Source organism: Spirosoma radiotolerans, from assembly GCF_000974425.1.
Classification (GTDB): Bacteria; Bacteroidota; Bacteroidia; order Cytophagales; family Spirosomataceae; genus Spirosoma; species Spirosoma radiotolerans.
In genome coordinates this window covers 4,718,979-4,743,073 of sequence record NZ_CP010429.1, presented here as the reverse complement: position 1 = coordinate 4,743,073, position 24,095 = coordinate 4,718,979, and the positions used below count along the sequence as shown (strand labels likewise).

General features: G+C 48.5%; 17 protein-coding genes. 12 read left to right on the top strand and 5 right to left on the bottom strand.

Annotated elements, in window-relative coordinates; genetic code table 11:
* Positions 1 to 38 precede the first annotated feature (38 nt).
* From SD10_RS19210 to SD10_RS19165, 10 genes are all read left to right on the top strand, one after another.
* Positions 39 to 449: a four helix bundle protein gene (locus SD10_RS19210; protein ID WP_052731228.1), complete on the top strand. Its 411-nt coding sequence runs from the start codon at positions 39 to 41 to the stop codon at positions 447 to 449.
* A gap of 104 nt (positions 450 to 553) precedes the next feature.
* Entirely contained in the window at positions 554 to 1,606 is a 1,053-nt protein-coding gene (locus tag SD10_RS19205) for a sugar phosphate isomerase/epimerase family protein (RefSeq protein WP_046575956.1), read from the top strand.
* A gap of 93 nt (positions 1,607 to 1,699) precedes the next feature.
* Positions 1,700 to 2,692 (top strand): phosphotransferase, encoded by a 993-nt coding sequence (locus SD10_RS19200; RefSeq protein ID WP_046579805.1) that lies wholly within the window; start codon positions 1,700 to 1,702, stop codon positions 2,690 to 2,692.
* A 143-nt stretch (positions 2,693 to 2,835) separates the two neighbouring features.
* Complete coding sequence (locus tag SD10_RS19195) at positions 2,836 to 3,171, top strand: PadR family transcriptional regulator (protein ID WP_046575955.1); 336 nt, start codon at positions 2,836 to 2,838, stop codon at positions 3,169 to 3,171.
* Complete coding sequence (locus tag SD10_RS19190; RefSeq protein ID WP_082111637.1) at positions 3,168 to 5,834, top strand: ABC transporter permease; 2,667 nt, start codon at positions 3,168 to 3,170, stop codon at positions 5,832 to 5,834. The genes SD10_RS19195 and SD10_RS19190 overlap by 4 nt, the downstream gene beginning before the upstream one ends.
* Positions 5,835 to 6,095: 261 nt before the next feature.
* On the top strand, positions 6,096 to 8,177 hold the full coding sequence (locus SD10_RS19185) for a tetratricopeptide repeat protein (RefSeq protein WP_046575953.1): 2,082 nt from the start codon (positions 6,096 to 6,098) through the stop codon (positions 8,175 to 8,177).
* Between the two features lie 323 nt (positions 8,178 to 8,500).
* The gene (locus tag SD10_RS19180; RefSeq protein WP_046575951.1) at positions 8,501 to 9,274 is read left to right on the top strand and encodes a response regulator; all 774 of its coding nucleotides are present in this window, start codon (positions 8,501 to 8,503) and stop codon (positions 9,272 to 9,274) included.
* A gap of 405 nt (positions 9,275 to 9,679) precedes the next feature.
* On the top strand, positions 9,680 to 11,209 hold the full coding sequence (locus SD10_RS19175; RefSeq protein ID WP_046575948.1) for a gliding motility-associated C-terminal domain-containing protein: 1,530 nt from the start codon (positions 9,680 to 9,682) through the stop codon (positions 11,207 to 11,209).
* Positions 11,210 to 11,247: 38 nt separating this feature from the next.
* On the top strand, positions 11,248 to 12,039 hold the full coding sequence (locus SD10_RS19170) for a ThuA domain-containing protein (RefSeq protein WP_046575947.1): 792 nt from the start codon (positions 11,248 to 11,250) through the stop codon (positions 12,037 to 12,039).
* Positions 12,040 to 12,099: 60 nt separating this feature from the next.
* The gene (locus SD10_RS19165; protein ID WP_052731227.1) at positions 12,100 to 13,944 is read left to right on the top strand and encodes a glycoside hydrolase family 9 protein; all 1,845 of its coding nucleotides are present in this window, start codon (positions 12,100 to 12,102) and stop codon (positions 13,942 to 13,944) included.
* 6 nt (positions 13,945 to 13,950) lie between these two features.
* Here SD10_RS19165 and SD10_RS19160 read toward each other — a convergent pair whose 3' ends face one another.
* From SD10_RS19160 to msrA, 3 genes are all read right to left on the bottom strand, one after another.
* Entirely contained in the window at positions 13,951 to 14,565 is a 615-nt protein-coding gene (locus SD10_RS19160) for a hypothetical protein (RefSeq protein WP_046575946.1), read from the bottom strand.
* Positions 14,566 to 14,675: 110 nt separating this feature from the next.
* Positions 14,676 to 15,884, bottom strand: a complete 1,209-nt coding sequence (locus SD10_RS19155) for an MFS transporter (RefSeq protein WP_046575944.1) — start codon at positions 15,882 to 15,884, stop codon at positions 14,676 to 14,678.
* 85 nt (positions 15,885 to 15,969) lie between these two features.
* Positions 15,970 to 16,632, bottom strand: coding sequence for a peptide-methionine (S)-S-oxide reductase MsrA (gene msrA, locus SD10_RS19150; RefSeq protein ID WP_046575942.1), 663 nt, complete (start codon positions 16,630 to 16,632; stop codon positions 15,970 to 15,972).
* Positions 16,633 to 16,753: 121 nt separating this feature from the next.
* Between msrA and SD10_RS19145 the strand changes: the two genes are divergently transcribed.
* Positions 16,754 to 17,659: an AraC family transcriptional regulator gene (locus SD10_RS19145; RefSeq protein ID WP_046575941.1), complete on the top strand. Its 906-nt coding sequence runs from the start codon at positions 16,754 to 16,756 to the stop codon at positions 17,657 to 17,659.
* 36 nt (positions 17,660 to 17,695) lie between these two features.
* Here SD10_RS19145 and SD10_RS19140 read toward each other — a convergent pair whose 3' ends face one another.
* Together SD10_RS19140 and SD10_RS19135 are read right to left on the bottom strand one after the other, a co-directional pair.
* Positions 17,696 to 19,261, bottom strand: a complete 1,566-nt coding sequence (locus tag SD10_RS19140; protein ID WP_046575939.1) for a RagB/SusD family nutrient uptake outer membrane protein — start codon at positions 19,259 to 19,261, stop codon at positions 17,696 to 17,698.
* Between the two features lie 37 nt (positions 19,262 to 19,298).
* Positions 19,299 to 22,529, bottom strand: coding sequence for a SusC/RagA family TonB-linked outer membrane protein (locus SD10_RS19135; protein WP_046575938.1), 3,231 nt, complete (start codon positions 22,527 to 22,529; stop codon positions 19,299 to 19,301).
* Positions 22,530 to 22,954: 425 nt separating this feature from the next.
* Between SD10_RS19135 and SD10_RS19130 the strand changes: the two genes are divergently transcribed.
* Positions 22,955 to 24,094: an FG-GAP repeat domain-containing protein gene (locus SD10_RS19130; protein ID WP_046575936.1), complete on the top strand. Its 1,140-nt coding sequence runs from the start codon at positions 22,955 to 22,957 to the stop codon at positions 24,092 to 24,094.
* Position 24,095 lies beyond the last annotated feature (1 nt).

The window sequence follows — 24,095 nt, the reverse complement described above, 5'->3', positions numbered from 1 at the left end:
TGAATGAGTGAGTTGGCTACATAACTTCTGAAAATGAGATGGAAGACGAGGAAAGCTTAGTTACTGAAGCCTGGGTAGATTACTCCACTCACTCGAAAAGTCAATTTCTGGATGATCTGGAAAAACGGCTTAAGATGTTTATGCTACGCTGTGTAAAAGTGTGTCGAACGCTTCCAAAAGAATATGAAGCGCAACATTTTGCTCACCAGCTTATTCGTTCTTCTTCATCAGCTGCTGCCAACTTTCGGGCGGTTCGTAGAGGCAGGAGTCAGAAGGAATTTTTTGCCAAACTCAGTGTTACGCTCGAAGAACTGGACGAATCGCTCTTTTGGCTGGAAACAATCGTCTTTACAGAAATCGTACCAGAACGTCGATTAAAGGAGTTGATAGATGAAGGGTATCAAGTACTGAAAATTTTATCTAAATCCCGTAAAACAGTGAGCGACTGACATAAAGAGCGAAAGAGCGAAAGAACGGTCCACCGTAGCGGTGAAAGAGCGAAAATTTCGCGTCAGCCGCTCTTTCGCTCTTTCACTCTTTCGCTCTTTAAAAAATGAAGACAATGAAAGGTCCGGGCATATTTCTTGCCCAGTTTCTGGGTGACGAAGCCCCATTTAATTCGCTCGATACGATTGCCAAATACATGGCTGATCTGGGCTACAAAGGTATCCAGATTCCAACCTGGGATTCGCGGTTGATCGATCTCAAGCAAGCGTCGGAGAGCCAAACCTACTGCGACGAACTGAAAGGAAAGTTGACGGATATCGGTGTCGAAATCACTGAACTCGCGACTCACCTACAAGGCCAGCTTGTTGCCGTTCATCCGGCCTACGGGGCCATGTTCGATGGATTCGGCCCGGCGGAGTTGGCGGGTAAGCCCAAAGACCAGCAGGCCTGGGCAGTTGACCAACTGATGATGACGGCGAAAGCCAGTAAGAATCTTGGTCTTAAGGCCAGTCCTACCTTTTCGGGGGCGCTGCTTTGGCCATTTGTGTATCCCTGGCCACAGCGTCCGGCGGGTTTGGTCGAGACGGGTTTCAAAGAACTGGCTGATCGCTGGTTGCCTATCCTGAATGCCTATGATGAAGCCGGTGTCGATGTTGCCTACGAACTTCACCCCGGCGAAGACCTGCACGATGGGATTACCTTTGAGATGTTTCTGGAAAAAGTGGGTAACCACCCCCGCGCTGGCATCAACTATGATCCAAGCCACTTTGTATTGCAACAGCTTGATTATCTGCAATTCATCGATTTCTACCACGACCGTATTTATGCCTACCACGTGAAAGACGCTGAGTTCAATCCGACGGGCAAGCAGGGCGTCTATGGCGGCTACCAGGGTTGGGTTGAGCGGGCAGGCCGATTCCGTTCGTTAGGCGATGGCCAAGTTGACTTCTCGGGTATCTTCTCTAAACTGGCGCAATACGACTACGACCGTTGGGCCGTGCTTGAGTGGGAATGTGCGCTAAAGCACCCTGAAGTGGGCGCGGCTGAAGGAGCCCCCTTCATCGACAGCCACATCATCCGGGTTACGGAACGGGCCTTCGATGACTTTGCCGGAACCGGTGCCGATGACGCTTTTAACAAGCGAGTGCTGGGATTGTAACCTAAGTACAAATCATAAAGTATAATTTTGACGTGGAGCCAGGTTCTCAAACCTGGCTCCACGTTGTTTATAGCCAAGACCTATCATTCCGCTATGCCCACTTTTCCAGTTACGTCCTCCATCTTGTCGTCGGCTCATCTGGGCCAATTTCTACAGAAGAAATACGGCCTTCGTGACAACACATCCTGTCAGTTACTAAAAGCAGGCGTCAATCATTCCTATCTGGTAACGGATGGCACTCAAAAGGCAATTTTTCGAATTTATAGTCTCAACTGGCGCACCGAAACCGAAGTAAGGGAAGAGTTGCGCTTACTGACGCTCTTGCAGGAAAACGGACTGCCGGTGTCGTATCCGCTGGCTGACGTAGCCGGTACCTTTATTCAGGAATTGGATGCGCCCGAGGGCAAGCGCTTTGGCGTTCTGTTTTCGTTTGCCGAAGGAGAGAAGTTGCTGACCTTTTCGGAGGAACTGCACAGTACGATAGGGCAGATCATGGCCCGGTTTCACCAACTTACGCATAACCTAAAACTGAACCGGGTAAGCTATACGCCACAGCTCATGCTGGTTGATTCACTTGCGTTCGTCAAGCCATTCTTACCCGCCGACTCGGCTGAGATGAACTTCCTGTACACTACCCAGCGCTATTTACTGGACGAGTTTTCGAAAATAGACCGCACGAAAACGCGGGAGGGAATCGTGCATCTGGACATCTGGTTCGACAATCTGAATATCAATAAAGAGAATCAGGTGACCCTGTTCGATTTTGATTTTTGTGGGAGTGGACTGCAGTGTATCGATATTGCTTATTACATCCTGCAGATTCACAGTACTGAAACGGATGAGGCTGAGTTTAGGAAAAAGAAGGAAAGTTTTCTGGCTGGTTATGAATCGGTTACTAAAATCAGCGAGGAAGAGCAAAACCTGTTGCCCATGCTGGGGCTAAGCGTCTATTTCTTCTATCTGGGCGTTCAGTGCCAGCGTTTCGATAACTGGTCGAATGTGTTTCTGAATGAGTTACACTTAAAACGGCTGATCAATTTACGTGTAAAACGCTGGGCTGATTTTAATAAAATAACGGTGAACTGACACGAGTGTGTACTGTAGTCATTGGGTGAACTTTATGAAGGCCGCGCTTAGGTGAAGCGTAATTTTACATACAAATACTAAATTAATGAAATTATTTTACATACATTTGGTGAATTAATGAATTGCAAATTAACGGATGAGTTATGAAGGGGAGTAACCTGGGGGAGTTTGAAGAACTGATATTGCTAACCATTGCGGCACTGGTCAATGACGCCTATAGTGTGGCTGTTTGCGATGAGTTGGAAAAACACACAGGCCGGGCCGCCAAACTAGGCGTTGTTCATGCTGTTTTGAATCGGCTGGAAGAAAAAGGGCTCGTGAAAAGCCATCTGGGCGAGGCATCCAGTACGCGGGGAGGGAAACGTAAGCGCTATTACGAGGTGACCCATGCCGGGAAAGTAGCCCTCACTAAAGCGAAAGAGGTACGTGAATCGCTTTGGAGTATCATTCCTGGATTCAATCTGGAAGGTTCGATATGAAACGATTTACCAGCCAAAACGATCGGGCCGACGGTCCTGAATCAGACGCTCCCCAGCCGCCCCGTTGGGCGCAACGTCTGCTGCGCTGGTATTGCAACCCGGATTTACTGGAAGATCTGGAAGGAGACCTGAATGAATACTTTGAGCGTAACCTGAAAGCCAAAGGGGCCCGACGCGCCCGACTGATTTACTGTCTTGATGCCCTGAAATTCTTCAGGATTTATACGGTTCGAAAGCCCGATTTTATCAACCTTCTCATTCATTGGATCATGATTGGCAGTTATGTTAAAACCTCCCGGCGTAATCTGGTACGCAACAAGTTATTCTCTTTTATTAACATTTTTGGTCTGGCGGTTAGCATGTCCGTAGGCCTGCTCGTGATTGCCTTTATCGTCGATTTACGTTCGTACGATGATTTCCAGGAAAAGAAAGACAGAACTTACCGGGTCATCACGACCTATCAGGAGTTGGATAACGCGCCCGTAGATCTGGCGTCGACATCGGTTAAAGTAGGTAAGAAAATTCGTGAAACGATAGCCGGTATACAAGACGTGACGATTCTTCGGAATGGGTTTTCGGGCGATGCCCATGTGAATGAAACCATTCTGCCACTCGACGCTTTGTGGGCAGATAACTCATTTTTCAAGGTATTTACCTTTCCCTTAATCGAGGGTGATCCGGCTACGGCACTGACCGAGCCCTACTCGTTAGTGTTGACCGAAAAAACGGCAAAAAAACTATTTGGAGACGTCGACCCATTGGGTAAAATCGTACGGTTCGATACCCTCAATTACACTGTTACGGGTATTGCCAAAGATGTGCCCAAGCTATCCCATATTCGGTTTGAGGCACTTGTTTCGTTTGCGACCGCGGATGCCTTACTCGCCAAGAAAGACCCTAATTTTTACAGTTGGGAAAATGTCTGGCAGAATTATGTGTATATCGTTTTGCCGGAAAATACAACCAATGGGCCGCTACAGGCTAGCCTTAACGACCTGAATACGAGGGAAAACGCTGCAATAAAGAACAAAAGGTTTACCGTAGCGCTTCAACCGTTAAAAGAAGCTGCCTTAGGCCGAAAACTCGGCAATTCGATTGGGCCCACGATGATACCGCTGGTCGCCTGGATTTTAGGCGGTCTGGCTTTCGTCATTATTCTCTCCGCTTGTTTCAATTACACCAACCTTTCCATCGCCCGTTCACTCAGACGCTCGCGGGAAGTAGGTATTCGCAAAATTAACGGTGCGCTGAAGAGTCATGTGCTGGGGCAGTTTATGGTTGAAGCGGTGATTATTTCGTTGCTGGCCCTGGTATTCTCCTTTGGCCTGTTTCTGTTCTTACGAACGCAATTCCTTGCCCTCGATTCACACATCAGTGATCTCGTTTCTCTTGGCCTTTCTCCCCGGATCATCCTCTATTTTATTGGTCTGGCCGTATTGGTTGGCCTGGCGGCAGGCTTTTTCCCCGCTCTGTTCTTTGCCCGCATTAATGCGATTAAGGTCATAAAAGATGCCTCGTCGATGAAGGTATTTCAACGGGTCAATATGCGTAAAGCGTTGATTGTGATTCAATACACCTTGTCGCTGATGTTTATTGCCACAACTCTGATTGGCTACAACCAGTACCGGGCTTTTATTTCGTTCGACTTAGGCTTCGCGACCGATAATATTTTAAACATTCGGTTGCAGGGCAATAAAGGAAACGTATTAGCTAAAGAGTTGTCGGGAATTCCGGCCGTTCGTGACGTTTCTCAGTCGATGATGATCACGAGTCTGGGCAGTATGCAGGGCTCCCGTATGAAATACACTGATCCTCGGGATTCGGCCATGGTCTGGCTAAATAAAGTGGATGAACATTATTTACCCGTCCATAACCATAAACTGATCGCCGGCAAAAATTTTACCCTGCGCCCCAAAAAGGGAGAAGAGAGCGAAATTATTGTCAATGAGCAAGTGCTGAAACGGTTCAATATTACCAAACGAAATCCTGAAGAAGCCTTGGGTAAGCTCGTCACGGTAGATGGAAAAAAACTCGCCATCGTGGGCGTTTTAAAGGACTTTCACTACGGAACGATGGATCAAAAGATTGAACCCGTCATGTTCCATTATTCAGCCGATGAGCCCTGGGGCTACCTGAATGTTAAGATTGGCTCTACTGATTTGCCTGGCACAATGGCGAGTATTGAAAACGCCTGGCGCAAAGTCGATAAGATTCATCCGCTGGATGCCAAATTCTACGACGATCAGATTGAACTAGCCTATAACCAATTTTCCGTTATGGTGAAGGTAATTGGTTTCATTGCTTTCCTGGCTATTTGTATTGCTTCGCTTGGTTTGTTCGGCATGGTCGTGTTCACGACAGAAACTCGCTTAAAGGAAATTAGCATCCGTAAAGTGCTTGGGGCCAGCGAAGCAGGACTGATCTATCTGCTCAGTAAAGGATTCTTAACCCTGCTCATGGTGGCCACGCTGGTGGCGCTTCCGGCCACTTACCTCTTTTTCGACAAAGTGGTGTTGGTCAACTTTGCCTATCACCAGCCAATTGGCCTCAGTGGCCTGCTCATGGGTGTTGTGATTGTCATGTTTCTGGCTTTCCTGCTGATCGGTTCACAAACGTTAAAAGCAGCTCGCAGGAACCCGGCCAAGATACTGAAAAGTGAATAACAGAGAACTTGGTCCGTCAATATCCTAAATAACGCGCGAACACTAACGCTTTCGGCTTCACCCCAAAAGAGTGAAGCCGAAAGCGTTGATGACCTTAACCTTTCGGTAATGACCAACAGATCAGGGAAAAGCCAGATAGAAATTAGATTTTTTAAACGGTAGGCTGCACGTACTAAACTTAATTTTAGTCGTATCTTTCCCCTAGTAAAACTATTGTTTACTAGCCATTCTACTTTGGGGCAACAATTACGAATCGTTATCATGAAAAGTAATTTATGGGCTTTGTCTTGCCTTCTGGTCGTGGTACTGGCGGCAAGCAATCCCGTTCAGGCACAGCGTCGGCTGGTCGATAGCTTAAAAACGACGCTGACCTACAAACTTCCTGACTCAACCAGAGCCCACACGTATTACAACATAGCTAATAGTTTCTACAAAGAAAGTAAGCTTGATTCGGCGCTTTACTACCTGAAACCGATGCTGAAACATTGCCAGAAAACGCATGATCTGGCAGGGCTTGGTGAGTATAACCTGCTCACCTGCGTCGTACGGCTCCATCAGGGATTATTTGACGAGTCGATTCTGTGTGCGCAGGCGGCTATAAACTACTTCACTAAATGCCACAAGCCGGGTTCCATTGCTAAAGTATACCATAATTTAGGGCTGCTCTATAAAACGATGGGTGGGGATTTACGGATCCGGGCCAACCTCGAAAAGGGGATGTATTATATACAGCAGGCTATCCGAATCAATCAGGAACTGAAGGCGAATCGGTTTCTCGCCGAAAATTATGTTAACCTGGGTATCATTTATGAAGATTTGCAGGAATATGAGCGGGGGAGGGAATGTTTCCTGAAGGCGCTGGCGATCAATGATGCCAACCATGCCAAACCAGAGGATTATCGGGTTATTTACAATGACCTTGGTAAAAATGCCAATGTACAAGGGCAGTATGAGCAGGCAGTCGTGTATCTGAATAAGGCCCTGGCAATCAATCTGGAGCTTAACCGAACAACCAGCCTTGTTCACAATTACCGGAATCTATCCACGGCTTATCAATTCCTGAAAAAACCTGACCAGGCTATCTCATACGGTGAAAAAGCCATTGCGCTGGTCGAAAAGAGCAAGGATGCTCCGCTGACCCGGTCGGTTTATAAAATGATGTCGCAGATGTACGCGAGTGTGGGAAAATATGAGAAAGCCTACCAATACGCTGTGCAGCAGAAGCGAATTGAAGATTCGTTGATGAATCTGGATAAAACACGCACGGTTGCCCGCCTGGAAGAACAATATACACTGAAAAAATCGAATGAACTGGCAACGATTCAGGCCGGGCTGGCTTTGGCTAAAGCTAAAGAAATTGCCCGTATAGAGTCTGCCAAGGAAAAGGAAATTGCAGCTATTCAGGCTGAAGAAAACCGGCGGGTTGCCCGGATAAAGGCGGTTGTCGACATTGAAAAAGCACGCGCTATCGCCGATGTTCAGGCGAAGTATGAGACGCAAAAACGGATGAACCAAATTGCCGCTCTTGACCAGCAAAACCAGCAACAAACCCGCCAGGTCAACTACATGGCGGGTGGTTTGGGGCTGTTAGGTCTGCTGTTGAGCCTTCTGGTGGGGCAATATTGGGCATTGCGTCGGGCCAACAGGCAATTATCGGCTCAGAACGAAATTATTACCAGCAACAGTCACCAGTTGGTTAGTCAGTCTGATCAATTGCGTACGCTGATGAAAGAATTGCACCACCGCGTTAAAAACAATTTAGCTATTGTATCGAGCCTGCTCACCTTGCAGGCGAACGGCCTGACGGATGAGAAAGCCGTACAGGCACTTCGTAAAGGACAGCAGCGGGTGCAGGCCATGTCGCTCATTCACCAGCGATTGTACCAGACAGATCGGGTAACGATCGTTAACATCCGTGAATATTTGACCGATTTGTCTGAAAGCCTGATGCGGGCTTACGGCTACGAACCCGCTAACTTCGATTTACAGGTCGACGTAGCACTGGAAGAGTTGGATGTCGATGTGGCTATGCCATTAGGACTGATCGTAAATGAATTAATAACCAACTCGTTTAAGTATGCTTTTACGCACCAGGAGCACCCGCTGCTCCGGATCAAACTAGATTATGCCAATGGCGCATCGCAGCCAGGTATTACCCTGGAAGTACAGGATAACGGGCCGGGAATAAAGGCGACCGACTGGCAGAAAAATAATAACCGAACATCGTTTGGCCGACGCCTGGTTACTTCCCTGACGGAACAACTAGAAGGTAAATTCGAATTGACTACCCAGAATGGCACCTTATGCCGACTGCACATACCGCAGACTCGTTTGGCCGCCTGATCTTTTGATAACTGAATAAAAAAAACGCTTCCTGTCAGCTTCGTAGTTCGCCTGTATGTTTATAAGTACGCCTGTGTCTTATTATGCATAGATTAACAATAGTTAATAATGTAAGTTAATACATGGTACGTGCTGTTAAGATATACATTTACTTTCCATCTTTCTGAATAAGAGTATTTACATTTCGATTGGCTTAACCCCTAAGCCGTTCTGGCAAACTGTAGGTACTCAGGCTACAAAAGCTGATAGTAGACGATGTGTCTGGCAGCAGATAACATATACCAGACCGCTCCCTAAACAAACAGTATAAATAGTACCCTTTGATGACCATTGATGAACGTATCCATATTTTGATAGTGGAAGATGAAGGTATTTTGGCCATGGAGTTGAGTGACAGCCTCGAAGCGGATGGTTACTTTGTAGTGGGCATTGCCAATAATGGTCGTAAGGCACTCGATTTGTGCCAGCGGCAGCGAGTTGATTTGTTACTTTGCGATATTACCATTAAAGGAGATTGGGATGGTATTGAGACTGTTAAACACATTACGGCCGAACGGCCCATTCCAGTCATTTACCTGACGGCTCTGACAGATCGGGAAACCCTGGAACGAGCCAAGCAGACCTATCCTGCCGCTTATGTCCACAAGCCTTATCAACTGAACAGCCTGAGAACGGCTATTGAGCTGGCCATTCATAATTTTAGCCTCCGTACTAAGCCAGTTCCCGCTACAGCGGCCGTTCCCGAACGGAATACATCCCGAGACAAAGAAACAATTCTGCAAATTGAGGACCATTTATTTGTTAAGCAGAATTACCAATTCGTCAAGATAAATGTGACAGAGTTACTTTATCTGGAGGCCGATAATGTATATACGACCTTAGTCACGACGAACCGAAAATACGTTGTCCGGCAAACGTTGAGTGGTATTCTGGAGCGGATGAATTTACCGTCTCTGGTGCGTATACATCGGTCTTATGCGGTTAATATTCATAAAGTGGACTCCTTCAATGACGCTGAACTAAGCATTGGAACGCAGTTACTTCCGCTAAGCCGGAGTTATAAGGAAGACTTTCTGCAACGGTTTAACCACTATTAGAAATCATGTCACCTATGCCCATTCGGTGAAAACCGTTTACATCGTTGGGTGTACGATTCACCTACTAATTCCTGTTATTGACACCTTTTCTCCAGCAGAGAAGCAGGTCAGATGTTATCTTTAAGATGGTATTAAACAAAATCTTCCTCTGTCTGAGCCGGAACTTCCCAACGGGCATTCTGGCTCAGCATTAACTAAAAAGTACCTTCCTGAAGTAGTAACATTCGTCCACACTAGTAAGAAAGCCGCTCTATTCATGAGTGGCTTTTTTTAGTGGGTTTCATGCATAAATAGTGGGTAACCCTTCGAAGATGGTACCTATATTCACAAAAATCAGTATCTTAGACGCCCTTCGTTTGGTAGATCAGGTCATTGGTGCCAACCCCATTTAATGACATCAGGGTTATGCAAAAAGGATATAGTTGGCTCTGGGTTAGCCTCGTTGCGTTCCTGCCCGGAATGCTGGCGGGCCAAAACCTCATTCCCAACGGTAACTTTGAAACGTACCGAAATTGCCCACGTCAAGATAATCAACTCATCGAGGCCACTCCCTGGTATAACCCGAACCGGGCCACCCCTGATTTCTACCACGAATGTTTTCAGACGGGGCAAATGTCGTTACCGCCCCATTCGGGTAAGGGAGTTGGGCATTTGTTTTTCGATCAGGGCTGGGCTGAGTACCTGGGCGTACGGCTGATCAAACCACTGATCGCCGATGAGTGCTATTATTTCGAGATGTACATTGCTACGGATACACCCAATAAATACCTTCCCGAAACACTGGGGGCCTATTTCTCGACCAGCCCGGTCACGGATGTAACAACAACGGACAGACTGCCAGCCAATCCGCAAATTCTGGATACCCAACCTAAAAATAGTCTTGGCCGCCTGCAGTGGCAACGTGTTGCGGGTTTCGTAACGGCGAAAGGTGGTGAGCAATATATAACCATTGGAAACTTTAATAAAGAACCTCCTTTTCTAGGCTACTACTATTTATTTGTTGATGATATATCGCTGGTACCCGTCAACCTCGAACTGGGTAAAGACACCACCTTATGCGGTCGTCAGAGTACGCTATTACTCGATGCTACAACGCCCGGAGCCTTCGATTATCGGTGGAACGATGGGAGCACAAAGCCAACTCGGCAGGTAACTAAACCAGGTAAATACTCTGTAACAGCTGTCACTTCGTGTAAAACACTCACCGATAGTCTCATCGTCGATTACGCGCTTGACTTCAGCCTGGGTGCCGATACGACGATTTGTAATGGTCAGACCCTCACGCTCAAGGTGCCTGCGACAACCACATCGACTTACCGCTGGCAGGATGGGTCATCGACCAATACATTGACAGTGCGCCAGGCCGGGCAATACAGCATTCGGGTGACACAGGCCAGTTGTATTGCCAGTGATACCATTCAGGTACAGTATATACGGCCGCCCGAGTTGGAGTTAGGACCCGACAAACAACTGTGTGGGGCACAACTGTTTGTCATCAAACCGACGGTTGCCGAGGGGAAGTTTAGCTGGACGGATCAAATTTCAGGCGTTGAACGAACGGTGAGTAGTTCGGGCATATACCGGGCAAGCGTGCAGAATGCCTGCGCCACGGTTACCGATTCGATTGTTATTGATTATAACGCCTGCGATTGTGTTCTTTACGCGCCCAATACCTTTACGCCAAATGGGGATGGGCTAAATGATGTTTTTCTGGCCTATGGTTGTGGCGATATTACCATCACATCACTGGCAATTTTTAATCGCTGGGGAGAGGTTGTTTTCGAGACGAAAGACTCGCCCTTTCTGTGGGACGGTAATTATCGCGGTGACCATTGCGAAACGGGGGTCTATGCCTGGCGTATTCAGTATCGGCTCAGGCAGCAGGGTAAAGTCATCACGGATCAGAAAACTGGACCCCTTAGTTTGATTCGCTAGCCAAAAAAACAGTTCACTACAAGGAAGTCAAAACATAGATGGCAACGCATTTTACAAAACGAAGTTTTATTCGTTCGCTTCTGATCCTGGTTGGTGCCAGTGGGAGCGGTTCCCTACTCGGACAATCCACGAAACCCCGGTTCAATGTGCTCGTCATGACCGAAGCCGGTGGCATTCATGCGCCATTCGTAGCCGCGGCAAAGACGTGGCTCTCCAATCAGGCCGCCGAAAACAATTTCGCCATCCACTACATTGAAAATGCCGAGCCAATAAACGATAGGTTTCTGGACCAGTATCAACTGTTTATTCAATTGAATTATCCGCCCTATATGTGGAGTGATACGGCAAAAGCCGCTTTTCAGAAGTACATTACCGAAGGCAAAGGTGGCTGGATTGGGTTTCATCATGCCACCTTGCTGGGCGAATTCGATGGGTATTCTATATGGCCTTGGTTCTCCGATTTCATGGGCGGTATTCGATATAAAAACTACATTGCTGATTTCGCCAAAGCCACTGTACGGGTAGAAGCTAAAAATCATCCCTGCATGAAAGGATTGCCTGCTTCGTTTGAGGTTCAAAAAGAAGAGTGGTACACGTATGATAAAAGCCCACGCCCCAATGTTAATGTGCTGGCCTCGGTCGATGAATCGACTTACTCGCCGGACTCGGCCATTAAAATGGGTGATCACCCGGTGGTTTGGTCGAATGAGCGGATGAAGGCGCGGAACATCTATATCTTTATGGGCCATCACCCCGACTTGTTGACCAACAAAGCATTTACCACAATTTTTAGAAATGCCATCCTGTGGGGAGCCGGAAAGTCAGAATAGGTTATATGCTCTAACAACCCACAACAAGCCGCTACACTACTCAATCAACCATAATTTTCAATGCATTATCGATCCGTCAAAAAGCTGTTTGTCTTTATTTTTATCCATCTATCCTGCCTGCTGAATGCACAGTCGATTCGTGTTTTAACCAACCAGGTAGGGTACGAGCCGACAAAAGCCAAGCGGGCTATCGTGATGGCCGACAAGCAGGTAGTTATCCAGGGCTTCGAACTCATCAACACCACAACCGGTAAAGTTGTATACTCGGGAAAATCCGTGTTTAGCGGACCTGTGAACAAATGGAAAAACTGGCTCTTCTGGACGCTTGATTTCAGTCCGTATACGACCGAAGGCACTTACCGGGTGCAGATCACCAGTGCCGGAAAACCAATTGAGTCCTACCCATTTTCGATCAGTAAAAATGTACTGGAGCAATTTACCTTATCGGATGTGGTCTATTATTTCAAAGGCCAGCGCAGTTCAGGCTTGCTGGACAAAGCGGATCATAAGCTAATATTGGCGGGTCGTCCGGGCGATACACTTGATGTTCACGGCGGGTGGTACGATGCAACCGGCGATTATGGCAAGCACTTATCGCACCTTACCTTCTCGTCGTATTTCAATCCGCAGCAAATTTCACTCACTGCCTGGAGCCTGTTAAAAACGCACGGTCAATTAACCAAACGAACAGGAACGGACTTTCGGCAGTATATGCGCCGATTACTTGATGAAGCCATGTACGGTGCTGATTACCTGGTGCGGGCACAGGCCAAAGGCGGCTCGTTTTACCGGTCTGTAAAAGCGCCGGGGCCAGGTAAGTTAGCGAAGGACCGCGTTATACAGGCCGAAGATAAAGCGTATCGGATTAAGCAAACAAAGGACCAAACACTTGCCAGTGCAGCCGATGAAACAAACTGGCGTAAATACCAGGTTAGTTATCGGTCGGGTGGGGGATTGGCCATTGCGGCTCTGGCGATGTCCTCTACGTATGCTCCTGATATGACCGGCGATTTTACTCCAGCTGCTTATTTGAAAGCGGCTGAGGATGCCTTCGCTTTTTTGGAGAAAGAAAACGCGGCCATGACCAACGATGGAGTGGAGAATATCGTTGATGATTACTGTGCGCTGAGTGCGGCCACGGAATTATATAAGGCGACAAAAAAAAGTAGCTATAAACAAGTGGCTGATAAACGGGCTCAGCAGCTTATGAATCGGCTTTCGTCCTGGAAAAACTACAAAGATTACTGGCGGGCCGACAACAAGGACCGGCCCTTCTTTCACCCTTCAGATGCTGGTTTGCCGTTAATAAGTCTTGTGTATTATTACCCCTTGGCGTCGCCTGAAATTCAGGGTAAACTAAAAGAAGCGATTAAGCGATCGATGACCTATGAACTGGCGGTCACGCATGAGGTAACGAACCCGTTCGGCTACAGTCGGCAGTTAGTGCAGGACACGTTAGGAAATCGGCGGAGTACCTTCTTCTTCCCGCATGGGAGCGAAGCCTCTCCCTGGTGGCAGGGTGAAAATGCCCGGATTGCGTCTATGGCAACGGCCGCACGGCTGGCTGCTCCCTTATTTAGCGATGACAAACAACTGCACGATCAATTGGCTGGCTTCGCTCTTGATCAGCTTAATTGGGTATTGGGGTTAAATCCGTATGATGCCTGTATGTTGCAGGGAGCAGGACATAATAACCCAACCTATGGCTTTTTTGGCACGTTTGAATACACCAATGCACCCGGCGGTATCGTGAACGGGGTTACATCTGGATTCAATAATGAAGATGATATTGATTTTAACCTGGCCTATAAACTAACCGGCAAAGACAGTGACTGGCGGTGGGCCGAACAATGGTTACCGCATGCTGCCTGGTACATGCTGGCTATCGCGGTCAATGAAGAATAGACGATCTTAAAACTCGATTCCTTCTTCGTGTAACAACTCGGCCAGGTTCAGAACAACATCGTCTAGAACAGGTACGCTGGCATCCCAGTTCTGGGTGAGCCAGGGAGCCGTGCGGGTAGCCACGAATATTTTTTTAGGCTCCGTTGTGATCCAGATAACCGTCTCGACGCCAAAAGCCAATAAGCGCTCTGTTTTGGCATAGACATAGCCGGATTCTTTCCCCGAGAACTCTTCGGGTTCAATCCGAACGTCTACTTCAATAGCGATTTTAGGCGGCACAGTAAAGTATTTGTCGGATAATGTCAGGCCGGACGATTTGTCGAAAATGGCAATATCATTGGATAGGTTGTTACCTCTATCCAGGTGAATACCCGACTCATTTGTAACAACTAAGTACTTCCTTCGATTAATAACTCTGCCTAAAAACATCACTAAAGTAGCTACTAAAGTGGCCTGTAATGAACTGCTTCCCATAATTTCGGCGGGTGTTTTTTTTCCGGTTTTTACATCCCGGTAACCACGGTAATACAGCGCGCGTCCGTTGAGCGTTTCATAAATCAGGTAGGTTGGTACGCCCGATTTCCTCTGCTTTTTAGGGGATGTGGCAACAGCTACTGTCATGGCTTTCGTTGATTGCGTTTCATAACAATACTACGCATTTTAGCTGGTAGTAAGTAAAAGTCTCTTAAAATGGCTGCACGCAATGGCTCGTTCCGGCGTTTATGTTGGCCTTAAAATAGCTTGACCATGCGGGCTAAGCCTGCCGAGATGAGGAGCATAACGGCTACAAAGCCCAGGCCATAATATAAACCGAAGGCTTCAGCAACGAACCCGATCAGGGGCGGGCCAGCTAGAAAACCGATGAAGCTAAACGTCGCAAACGTCGCCAGACCTGCTGCGGGCGGAATACCCGGCACCCGCATGGAGGCTGCATAGAGCACTGGTGCACCAAGGGAGCAGCCCGCGCCCAGCAAGCCGAAGCCAATGAGCGCCGTTGCTGGATAGGGTAGCGCAATGGCGAATAAAAGGCCCGCTGCTGCCAGAATACCACCAATTTGTAACCAGTTTTTGGCGCCTATTTTTGGAATAATAGCATCACCCAGAAACCGGAACCCAGTCATTGTTAGGGAAAAACTGGCAAAGCCCAGTGCCGCAATCTGGCTGCTGGCGCCCAGGGTTTCACGAAGATAAACCGCACTCCAGTCAAAAGCGGCTCCTTCACCCATGGCCAGGGCAAGGCCAATCAGAATCATCAAGAGTAAATCCAGGTTCGGACGAACAAACGACGACCCGGCTTTTTCGCCCGTTTCTGTCCGACTACTCGACGGAATCTGCGACAGGATTGGCTGTAGCACAAAGGTCAGTAGTAAGATCAGGCCCGCCATCACCGCAAGGTGTGTTGGGGGCGACATGTGTAGCGCAATGACCGCTCCGGCAATGCCCGAACCAAGTAGCCCTCCCAGGCTCCACATACCGTGGCACGACGACATGATAACAATGCCTTTGGCGCGCTCCAGGTTGGTTGCAGTGGTGTTCATAGCCACGTTTATCAGGGCTGCATTCAGACCCATCAGAAATAGGCCAATGGCCAGCACGTAGGGGTTAGGCGCGTTGAGCGGAATACAAATAGCCAGCGTTAAACCAACCGCCGACCAGAAACAGGAGCGTGCTTCGCCCAGCCGGGCTATGATCCAGCCCGTTAGCGGGTTCATTACCAGTAGTCCAATAGGCATGGCGAACAGCGTCAGCCCCAGCTCGGCGTCAGAGAGGTGCAGGTTTGCTTTCACATAGGGAATGTGAGCTACCCAACTACCAAACAGGATGCTATCGGAGGCAAATACTAGGCCTACAGCCAATGCCTGCTTGTTCAGGAAGAAGGTCAGCAGATTCTGTACAAACAGATTTCGGTGCGGGTTATTCAACGGAGCAGTCGTGTTCATAAGGCAAAAATAGCCGGTTGAGGCCGGCTATTTTTATCATCTATTATCCGTTATTAATGCTGAATTGACACGTTCATGTCAGAAACTAATCATTCATTGTCAACGCTGTATTATTTTTGAGGTGACCTGCCATTGCTTTCCGGAGTTTCTCAACTTTGGGCAATGATACTCGCTGAATGTAAGGCTGGTCTGGGTGCAGAGCAAAATAATTCTGGTGGTAGTTTTCCGCGGGGTAGAAAACGGTGATTGGTGTTACTTCCGTAACAACCGGATTCGCGTAGTGCTTCGACTCGTTGGTGCGCTTGATGGCGGCCAGAATTTCAGCTTTTTCGGCCGGTGTCCGATAGAAGGCAACTGAGCGATAGTCACGGCCTACATCGGGCCCCTGACGGTTTAGTGTGGTGGGGTCATGACCGGCAAAAAAGGCATCGAGTAATTGGGCATAGCTAATTACTTTCGGATCGTAATAGACTTGAACCGATTCGGCGTGACCCGTTACATCGGTGCCAACTTGTTCGTAGGTTGGGTCTTTCACGTTGCCGCCAGCGTAGCCGGAAATAACTTCGCGAACCCCTTTAAGCTGGTTCATACCTTCTTCCAGGGCCCAGAAACAGCCACCGGCAAAGGTAGCAACAGCCTCTCCGTTTTTCAGAGCAGGAAGCTTGGCGGGTGAGGTGTCTTTCGATTGGCCTTGTGCACAACCGGCGAGCAAAAGCAGACTGAGCGCCAACAAGTGAATTCGTTTCATGTTGTTTTGTGAAGTATTGTTACGGTATAAACGATTGGAAATGAGTTACGGTTTCCTATTTAATGAATCGCGGTAGAAACCCGCTTATTATTTTCGTAAGTTACAATCTGCACCGTCGGTTATGAAACTTCAATTTGAAAAAATAGAACCCGAAGCGGGAAGTTCATTCAAGGTAATGCACCATACAGCGCCCGAAACCTGTAGGGTATACTGGCACTATCATCCTGAATATGAAATTGTTTACATACCGGGTGGGAATGGCCAGCGACGGGTGGGCACAAACGTGTCACGATATGAATTGGGCGAATTGGTGTTTATCGGACCAAACTTACCTCACCTGAACTTTAGCTACGGAAAAGAAGGCCAGTTTGAAGAAATCGTCGTGCAGATGCGTGATGATTTTATGGGGGACGCTTTTTTGCAAAAGCCAGAGCTGGCTACCGTTCGGCGGTTATTTGAGCGGGCGCATAGGGGCCTCACCTTTGGTATCGAGACTAAAAAAAACGTGGGGCCTTTGTTAGCGAAATTACCGGAGCAGATTCCCTTTGAGCGACTAATAACCCTGCTGCAAATTTTGCAATACCTGGCGAATGCGCCGGACGCCGAAGCACTCCACGCCGATGGTGTGCGGTTCGATCTTAATCCTAAAGAGCAGGAGCGAATTAACCGGATATGCCAGTATGTCGAACAACACTATACGGAACTAATTGATATACGCGCTGTATCTGACTTGGCCAGCTTGACTGTACCCGCCTTTTGTCGGTATTTTAAACGAATGACTCAATTCACGTTTACCGATTTTGTAAATGAATATCGTGTCAATCAGGCACGTCGGTTGCTGCACTCCGCCCGCACAGTAGCCGATGTAGGAACGGCTGTTGGGTTTAACAACCTGTCGCACTTCAACAAGACATTCCTGGCGATAACGGGCCAAACGCCAAGTGCTTATCGAAAAATGCTTAGTGGGCAGTACCTTTCAACCAAACACGTTGCGGATGCACGTATAAAAAAACCGATAAGGCTATGACAGCCTTATCGGTTTTCAAGCTCATTAACGGTCTGATTAGACGCCTGGATAACCTGGGTTCTGAGTTTTCAGATTAGGGTTATTCAACAGCTCCTGTTTCGGCAGGGGCAGCAGCAGGTGTTTCTCCTGCAACGCCTGATTCGAGCTTAGATTGACGTGACCAACAAAATTGTCGAATCCGTTGGTTTTTTCGTTGTACACTTTCCGCAGGCGTACCATGTCAAACCAGGTAATCTGTTCGTAACACAGTTCGTGCCACCGTTCCCGCCAAACGGCTTCGCGGAAGGTTGCCTGCGTATAGGAACCCAGAGCGGGTGTCGTCAACGTAGCCCGATCACGAATTCGTTTGAAGGCATCGTAAGCCGCTTGTGTAGGTCCACCTACTTCGTTTTGCGCTTCAGCGTAGATCAGCAGCGTTTCGGCATACCGGATCTGGGGTACGTTCAGGTTGTTCTGACGTGAACCCGCAACACCCGCCGTTCCGTTGGCCGTACGGTTGAAGTGTTTGAACACATAAGGCGCGCCCAGATCAAAAGGGGCACCATTCCCGTTGGTATAGTACGTAGTGTAGAAATACCCCGCCTGGTCCTTCGCCCGAAGATCTCCCTTTTCGTAGGAGTTATAGAAGGCTGGGGTGGGTACCGAACTACCCGTTCCTCCCGGACCGTTGTAGGTAACCGGCTTAAAGTTCGGATAGAAGTTATTCATCGGATTTCCGGCCACCAGCGTGTTATACTGGAGCATAAACAGGTGTTCTACCCGGTTCTTCGTGCTCTCGCGGTGAACGTCTTCGTAAGTCGTAAACAGGTTGATCAGCGATGGGTTTGCATTGGCATACGTGATTACCTCCAGGGCTTTGTCGGCGGCTAGTTTGTAATGCGATGCACCTTTGCTAAGCGGGAACCCGGCCATCGTCAGGTAAACTTTGGCGAGTTGTGTTTTTACCGCAGCCAGGTTGGCCCGACCACTTGCATCCATCCAGGCCAGACCCGATGCTTCAGCAGCAGTCAGGTCTTCAACGATCAGTTTGTAGACATCTTCTTTAGACGCACGAGCGGGCAAAAAATCCGCCGAAGCCGCTGATTGGGGCTTCGTAACCAGCGGAATATCGCCCCATAGCTGAACGGCAGTGAAGTAAGCGGAAGCGCGCAGGAACCGGGCTTCGCCCAGAATTTTGGTTTTCTGAGCCGCATCCATCGGTGTAATACCCGGCACTTTGTCAAGCAACTGGTTCGCGTTGGCAATGACCCGATACAGGCCGTTCCAGTAATTGACCACGTGCCCTGTATTGCCATCGTGCACCAGCGAATACAGGTTGTTCAGGTCGGAGTTTTGCGCGGTCTCCGTTGTGGATGTACCCGTCAGCGCTTCCAGTAGCTGCCAGTTGCTGGAGAAAATACCAGCATCGTCGCCCATAAACCGCAGGCTGGCGTATACCGACGCCAGAGCCGCTTCGGCGTGGTCTGGAATGGTATAGAAGTTGGTCGTCGTTAAGTTCGACGGGGCTTGTTCAGTTAGGAAATCCGTACAGCCAATCGGGCCGGTTAGGGCAAATCCGCATAGCAAGGCCCGGCTTATATGTTTTACGAGTGTATGTCTCATACTTTTGAAATGTCAACTAGTTAAATGGGTTTGTGGACTACAATCCAATCTGGAGACCAAGCAGATACGTGGTTGGTTTTGGATAGTTGTGCCAGATCATGCCTTGCGAGAAAGCACTGTTGTCCGTTCCCTGGTTGGTTGGTGTTACTTCAGGATCGCCAACGATTGGATCTTTCAAGAGAAGGAAAAAGTTTTGCGAAGAAACATACACGCGCAAGCGGCTCAACTTAAGCTTGTTCGTTACGGCAACTGGGAGCGTATAGCCGAACAGCAGGTTTTTGCCACGCAGGAATGAGCCATCCTTGATCCAGTGACTGTCTACGTTGGTCACATAACCAGCCCGCGTATCCCGTACTTCGGCAATCTGGCTGCCTTGGTTGGTAGGCGTCCAGGCACCCAGCACAGATGCGTAGCTGTTAGCCAGAGCCTGCCGGTCTTCGCTGGCGTGGAGGTTCATCAACATAACTTTGTTGCCGAACATATACTGGAGTTCAAGGGTGGCATCGAAGTTACCGAACCGGATGTTGTTTGTCATGGCACCCCAGCCTTTAGGGCTACCGTTACCGATGATACTACGGTCAGCATCCGTGATGGCTTTGTCGCCATTTACGTCCAAGTATTTGATGTCGCCGGGCAGAATAGTCAGGCCGTTGCGATAGCTGGTAAACTTGGCCGCTTCCTCGCGCTCTGCTTCACTCCATACACCTGCACGGGTTAAACCCCAGAACGAACCCACCGCTTCGCCGACCCGGATTATGTTCGTTGGGTTGGTGAAGTTAGGACCACCCACGTTGAAGATGTCGGAAGGCGTTGCCAGCGATAAAACTTTATTTCTATTGAGCGAAATATTGAACGTTGTGTTCCAGCTAAACTGACCCCGGCTGATGTTCACCGTGTTCAGACCAAATTCGAACCCTTTGTTTTCCATCGAACCGACGTTCCGGCGAATCGTAGCGTAACCGCTGGTACGTGGAACCGGAGCATCGAGCAGCATGTCGGTGGTCAGGCGGTAGTAGTAATCCGCTTCTAACGTCACGCGGCCTTTGAACAGACCAATTTCCAGACCTACATCGGTTTGCGCCGTTTTCTCCCAACGAAGATCAGGGTTGGCCAGACGGTTGATGCCCGTTCCACTCACTTTAGTATCGTTGTAAATGGTGGCATAGTTTGAGCTCAGCAGCGATAATGACGAATAAGGCGGAATTTCAGAGTTACCTGTTAAGCCATAGCTAGTCCGTAGTTTCAGGTTTGAAATCAGCGAGTTGCCTTTCAGGAAGTCTTCTTCCGATATACGCCAGGCTAAAGCTGCCGAAGGGAAGAAAGCAAATTTGTGGTTTTCACCGAACTTCGATGAGCCATCGGCACGTCCGGTTGCGGTGAACAGGTACTTATTCTTGTAACCATAGTTGATCCGGCCAAAATAGGAGTTGAACGCAAACCGCGTTGCCCCCGAGCTAACTGATGGGTTGATCGCGCCAGCCCCTAAGTTATTGTAGGTAAAGTAGTCGGTAGCGAATCCACTCACACTGGCACCAAAGCCAAATGTGTTGGTTTCCTGCCAGGATAGACCCAATAAGCCCGTAAACGAATGGTCCTGACCGATCTGCTTATTATAAGTCAGGTAGTTTTCCAACGACCAGAAATTCTGCCGGTTACTATTGGTCGATGCGTTACCGTTGTTGCCAATGTTCAGGGTACGGGTTTGCGACTGGTTGATTTCCTGGGTTTGAATGTTCGTACCCAAAACGGTGCGCATTTCCAGCCCTTTTCCAAACGTGATGTTCGTGAACAGGCTACCCAGAATCGTTTGGGTATTCTGGATGTATTTGCGATCCATCAGGCGGTGAACCGAACTCATCGTACCTTCAGCGTATGGATAATCGCGGTTTTCAGCGAACACACCTGTGTCGGGGTACCGAACGGGCAGGAACGGAAAGTCTTCCACAATTTGCCGGGCTACAGCGTCATTGATATCCACCAGGTTTTCCGTCTGGTAGTTGTAGCTCATCGTACCGCCAATTTTCAGCCAGCTTTTCACCTGATCGTCAATCGAGAAGCGGCCCGAGTACCGTTTCATGTACGACGTTTTGATCAGACCCTGATCATCCCGATAGTTTAGCGAAAGTGAATACTGTGTCCGTTCATTACCACCACTAAAGCCTAACTGGTGATTTTGCGATAATTTGTTCTGTGACGATTCTTTGAACCAGTCGGTATCGTATAATGGGTTCAGGTTTGCATCGAAAACGCCCGGATGCGCTGCGCTAAAAGCCGTCCGCCGAACCTTGGGGTCCAGGTAAGACCATTTGCCAGCTGCCCAGCCGACGGGATCGTATTTCGCCATATTGGCATACGCCAGATCCTCAGTAGCTAAGTATTCTTTTGCGTTCAGAACTTTTGGTTTGTTTGGACCGATGGTGTTTACGCTGAACTGGCTATCGTAGGTAACGCGGCTTTCACCGGCTTTCCCTTTACGAGTCGATACCAGGATAACGCCGTTGGCTCCACGTGCGCCATAAATAGCCGTCGATGAGGCATCTTTCAGTACCTCAACGTTGACAATGTCATTCGGGTTAATGTAGTCGATTGGGTTACTGAACTGATCGCCGGTACCCTGTGGAAGCATAACGCCATCGACCACATAAAGTGGGTTGTTCGACGAGTTGATGGAGCTAAAACCCCGAATGCGGATAGTTGTACGACCACCAGGACGACCCGAGTTGGTGTTTACCTGCACACCCGGCATCCGACCCGAGAGCGCCTGGTTCAGCGATGGGGCAGGCCGTTCCTGCAACTGCGCTTCTTTAACGCCAGATACGGCTCCGGTAAGGTCTGATTTCTTCGTGGTACCATACCCAATAACCACAATCTCGTCGAGTACTTTGCTGTCTGCTTTCAGGCTGATATCGACCGCTGTTTGGTTGCCGATACGCACTTCCTGCGAGAGATACCCAACAAATGAAAACACAAGGGTCGAGCCATTGTCGGGTACGTCTAATTTATAACGACCATCAGCATCTGTAACCGTTCCGCGTTGGCTTCCTTTTAGAATAACACTAACACCGGGTAGGGCTTCATCTTTTTCATCCGTAACTCGACCGGTGAGGGTTCTGTCAGCACGGATTTCGGGATGATTTACGTAGGGATTCCGCTCAAACGAGTTGTTTGCATAGGTAAAACTAACACAGGTAAATGCCAGCAGCAATTGAGTACTTGATGTTTTTAATAGTCTGCCCAGCATTCGTCGGGGAAGTAAGTGTTTCTTCATAAGGTCGTTTCTTTATACTTACAGTTTGGTTTTGTTAGGGAAAGAAAATTATACATTGGGAAGATTTTTTTGTAAAAACGCTAAGCACTTGCAGAACTACTCGCAAAGATTAGAAAATAATTAAAAAAGAGTTAATTGGTTATTAAAAATAGTTGAAGTAACAATTGGTATGGAATACGTCTATTTTCAGATAATTTTAGACAAAGTCTTGAATATTTTCCTGAAAACTAGCCTCTTAAATGGCTTTAGTGAGTAGAAATACACTTGTCTATGAAGGAGTAATCATATAGAGACCATTGATCTTTCTGGCACCCACTCAGGGAGTGCCCCAGTTACTGTTTGTGCCTGAAATAGGTTAATCTGCTTGCCGATTCGTAGTAAAGATTCGCGTATATAAGCTTTAGCTAACGAAAACAGATGCCTGTATGCTTCGTCCGGTTAGTAGTCTTTTCGCCTTGCTGCTTTTAGTCAGCGCTGTTGCCCCTGAACCAGCCTTGCGTTTCAACCGCTATTTTGTCGCGGCCGAAAGCTATGAATCGGTGGGTGTCTTCGACGTGGATAACAATGACACGCTTGATCTGGTATCGGGCGATTTCTGGTACGAAGGCCCCCGCTTCCGGAATCGGCATCTTATTGGAAACGAGCCTCGCAAAGACCAGTACTACGACGACTTTTCGACCATTCCGATGGATGTCAATGCTGACGGACGACTGGATTTTATAACCGGCGGTTGGTTCGATCAAACCCTGCGCTGGGTCGAAAACCCCGGAAAAAAAGGGAGCACCTGGCCATTGCACGAAATTGGTAAAGTCGGTAATGTAGAAACAACGCGTGCCTGGGATGTAGATGGCGACGGAGTCATCGATATCGTGCCAAACAATCCGAACCATCCGCTGAAGTATATCAAATTAACAAGCCCGGGTGTGTTCAGGACCGTAACCGTAGCGCCAACACAGGGGCACGGGCTTGGCTTCGGAGACGTTAACGGCGACGGACGAGGTGATCTGATTGTGAGCGATGGCTGGCTGGAAGCACCCGCCAACCGGGAGCAGACGCCCTGGACCTTGCACAAGGAGTTTTCATTCGGTACGGCCAGTGTCCCTATCCTTGTTGCCGACGTGAACGGCGATCAGCGAAACGACCTGATTGTAGGGCAGGGCCACAGTTATGGTCTGCACTGGTACGAGCAAACCCGCGATGCCAGTGGTCAGCGTGGCTGGACAAAGCATCTGATCGATGAGAAAAATTCGCAGTACCATTGCCTCGAATGGATTGACATAACGGGAGATGGCCGCCCGGAACTCCTAACGGGCAAACGTTTTCGGGCGCACAATGGCCGCGACCCCGGTGAGGAAGATCCGGTTGGCTTGTATTATTTTACCTGGGATGCTCCCAGAAAACAGTTTGTCAAACACGACATTGCGTATGGCCCGGCGGGCGTTGGGAAAGGAACGGGCATTTATTTTGCTGTGGCTGATTTGCACAAAACCGGCCGAAAAGACATCATTGTGGCTGGTAAAGACGGGTTGTTTGTATTTTTTAACGAAGGCGCTATGAAAAAATAAC

Coding starts and splice junctions, on each gene's coding strand:
- SD10_RS19210 (WP_052731228.1), top strand. CDS start 39: ATGGAAGACGAGGAAAGCTTAGTTACTGAAGCCTGGGTAGATTACTCC.
- SD10_RS19205 (WP_046575956.1), top strand. CDS start 554: ATGAAGACAATGAAAGGTCCGGGCATATTTCTTGCCCAGTTTCTGGGT.
- SD10_RS19200 (WP_046579805.1), top strand. CDS start 1,700: ATGCCCACTTTTCCAGTTACGTCCTCCATCTTGTCGTCGGCTCATCTG.
- SD10_RS19195 (WP_046575955.1), top strand. CDS start 2,836: ATGAAGGGGAGTAACCTGGGGGAGTTTGAAGAACTGATATTGCTAACC.
- SD10_RS19190 (WP_082111637.1), top strand. CDS start 3,168: ATGAAACGATTTACCAGCCAAAACGATCGGGCCGACGGTCCTGAATCA.
- SD10_RS19185 (WP_046575953.1), top strand. CDS start 6,096: ATGAAAAGTAATTTATGGGCTTTGTCTTGCCTTCTGGTCGTGGTACTG.
- SD10_RS19180 (WP_046575951.1), top strand. CDS start 8,501: ATGACCATTGATGAACGTATCCATATTTTGATAGTGGAAGATGAAGGT.
- SD10_RS19175 (WP_046575948.1), top strand. CDS start 9,680: ATGCAAAAAGGATATAGTTGGCTCTGGGTTAGCCTCGTTGCGTTCCTG.
- SD10_RS19170 (WP_046575947.1), top strand. CDS start 11,248: ATGGCAACGCATTTTACAAAACGAAGTTTTATTCGTTCGCTTCTGATC.
- SD10_RS19165 (WP_052731227.1), top strand. CDS start 12,100: ATGCATTATCGATCCGTCAAAAAGCTGTTTGTCTTTATTTTTATCCAT.
- SD10_RS19160 (WP_046575946.1), bottom strand. CDS start 14,565: ATGACAGTAGCTGTTGCCACATCCCCTAAAAAGCAGAGGAAATCGGGC.
- SD10_RS19155 (WP_046575944.1), bottom strand. CDS start 15,884: ATGAACACGACTGCTCCGTTGAATAACCCGCACCGAAATCTGTTTGTA.
- msrA (WP_046575942.1), bottom strand. CDS start 16,632: ATGAAACGAATTCACTTGTTGGCGCTCAGTCTGCTTTTGCTCGCCGGT.
- SD10_RS19145 (WP_046575941.1), top strand. CDS start 16,754: ATGAAACTTCAATTTGAAAAAATAGAACCCGAAGCGGGAAGTTCATTC.
- SD10_RS19140 (WP_046575939.1), bottom strand. CDS start 19,261: ATGAGACATACACTCGTAAAACATATAAGCCGGGCCTTGCTATGCGGA.
- SD10_RS19135 (WP_046575938.1), bottom strand. CDS start 22,529: ATGAAGAAACACTTACTTCCCCGACGAATGCTGGGCAGACTATTAAAA.
- SD10_RS19130 (WP_046575936.1), top strand. CDS start 22,955: ATGCTTCGTCCGGTTAGTAGTCTTTTCGCCTTGCTGCTTTTAGTCAGC.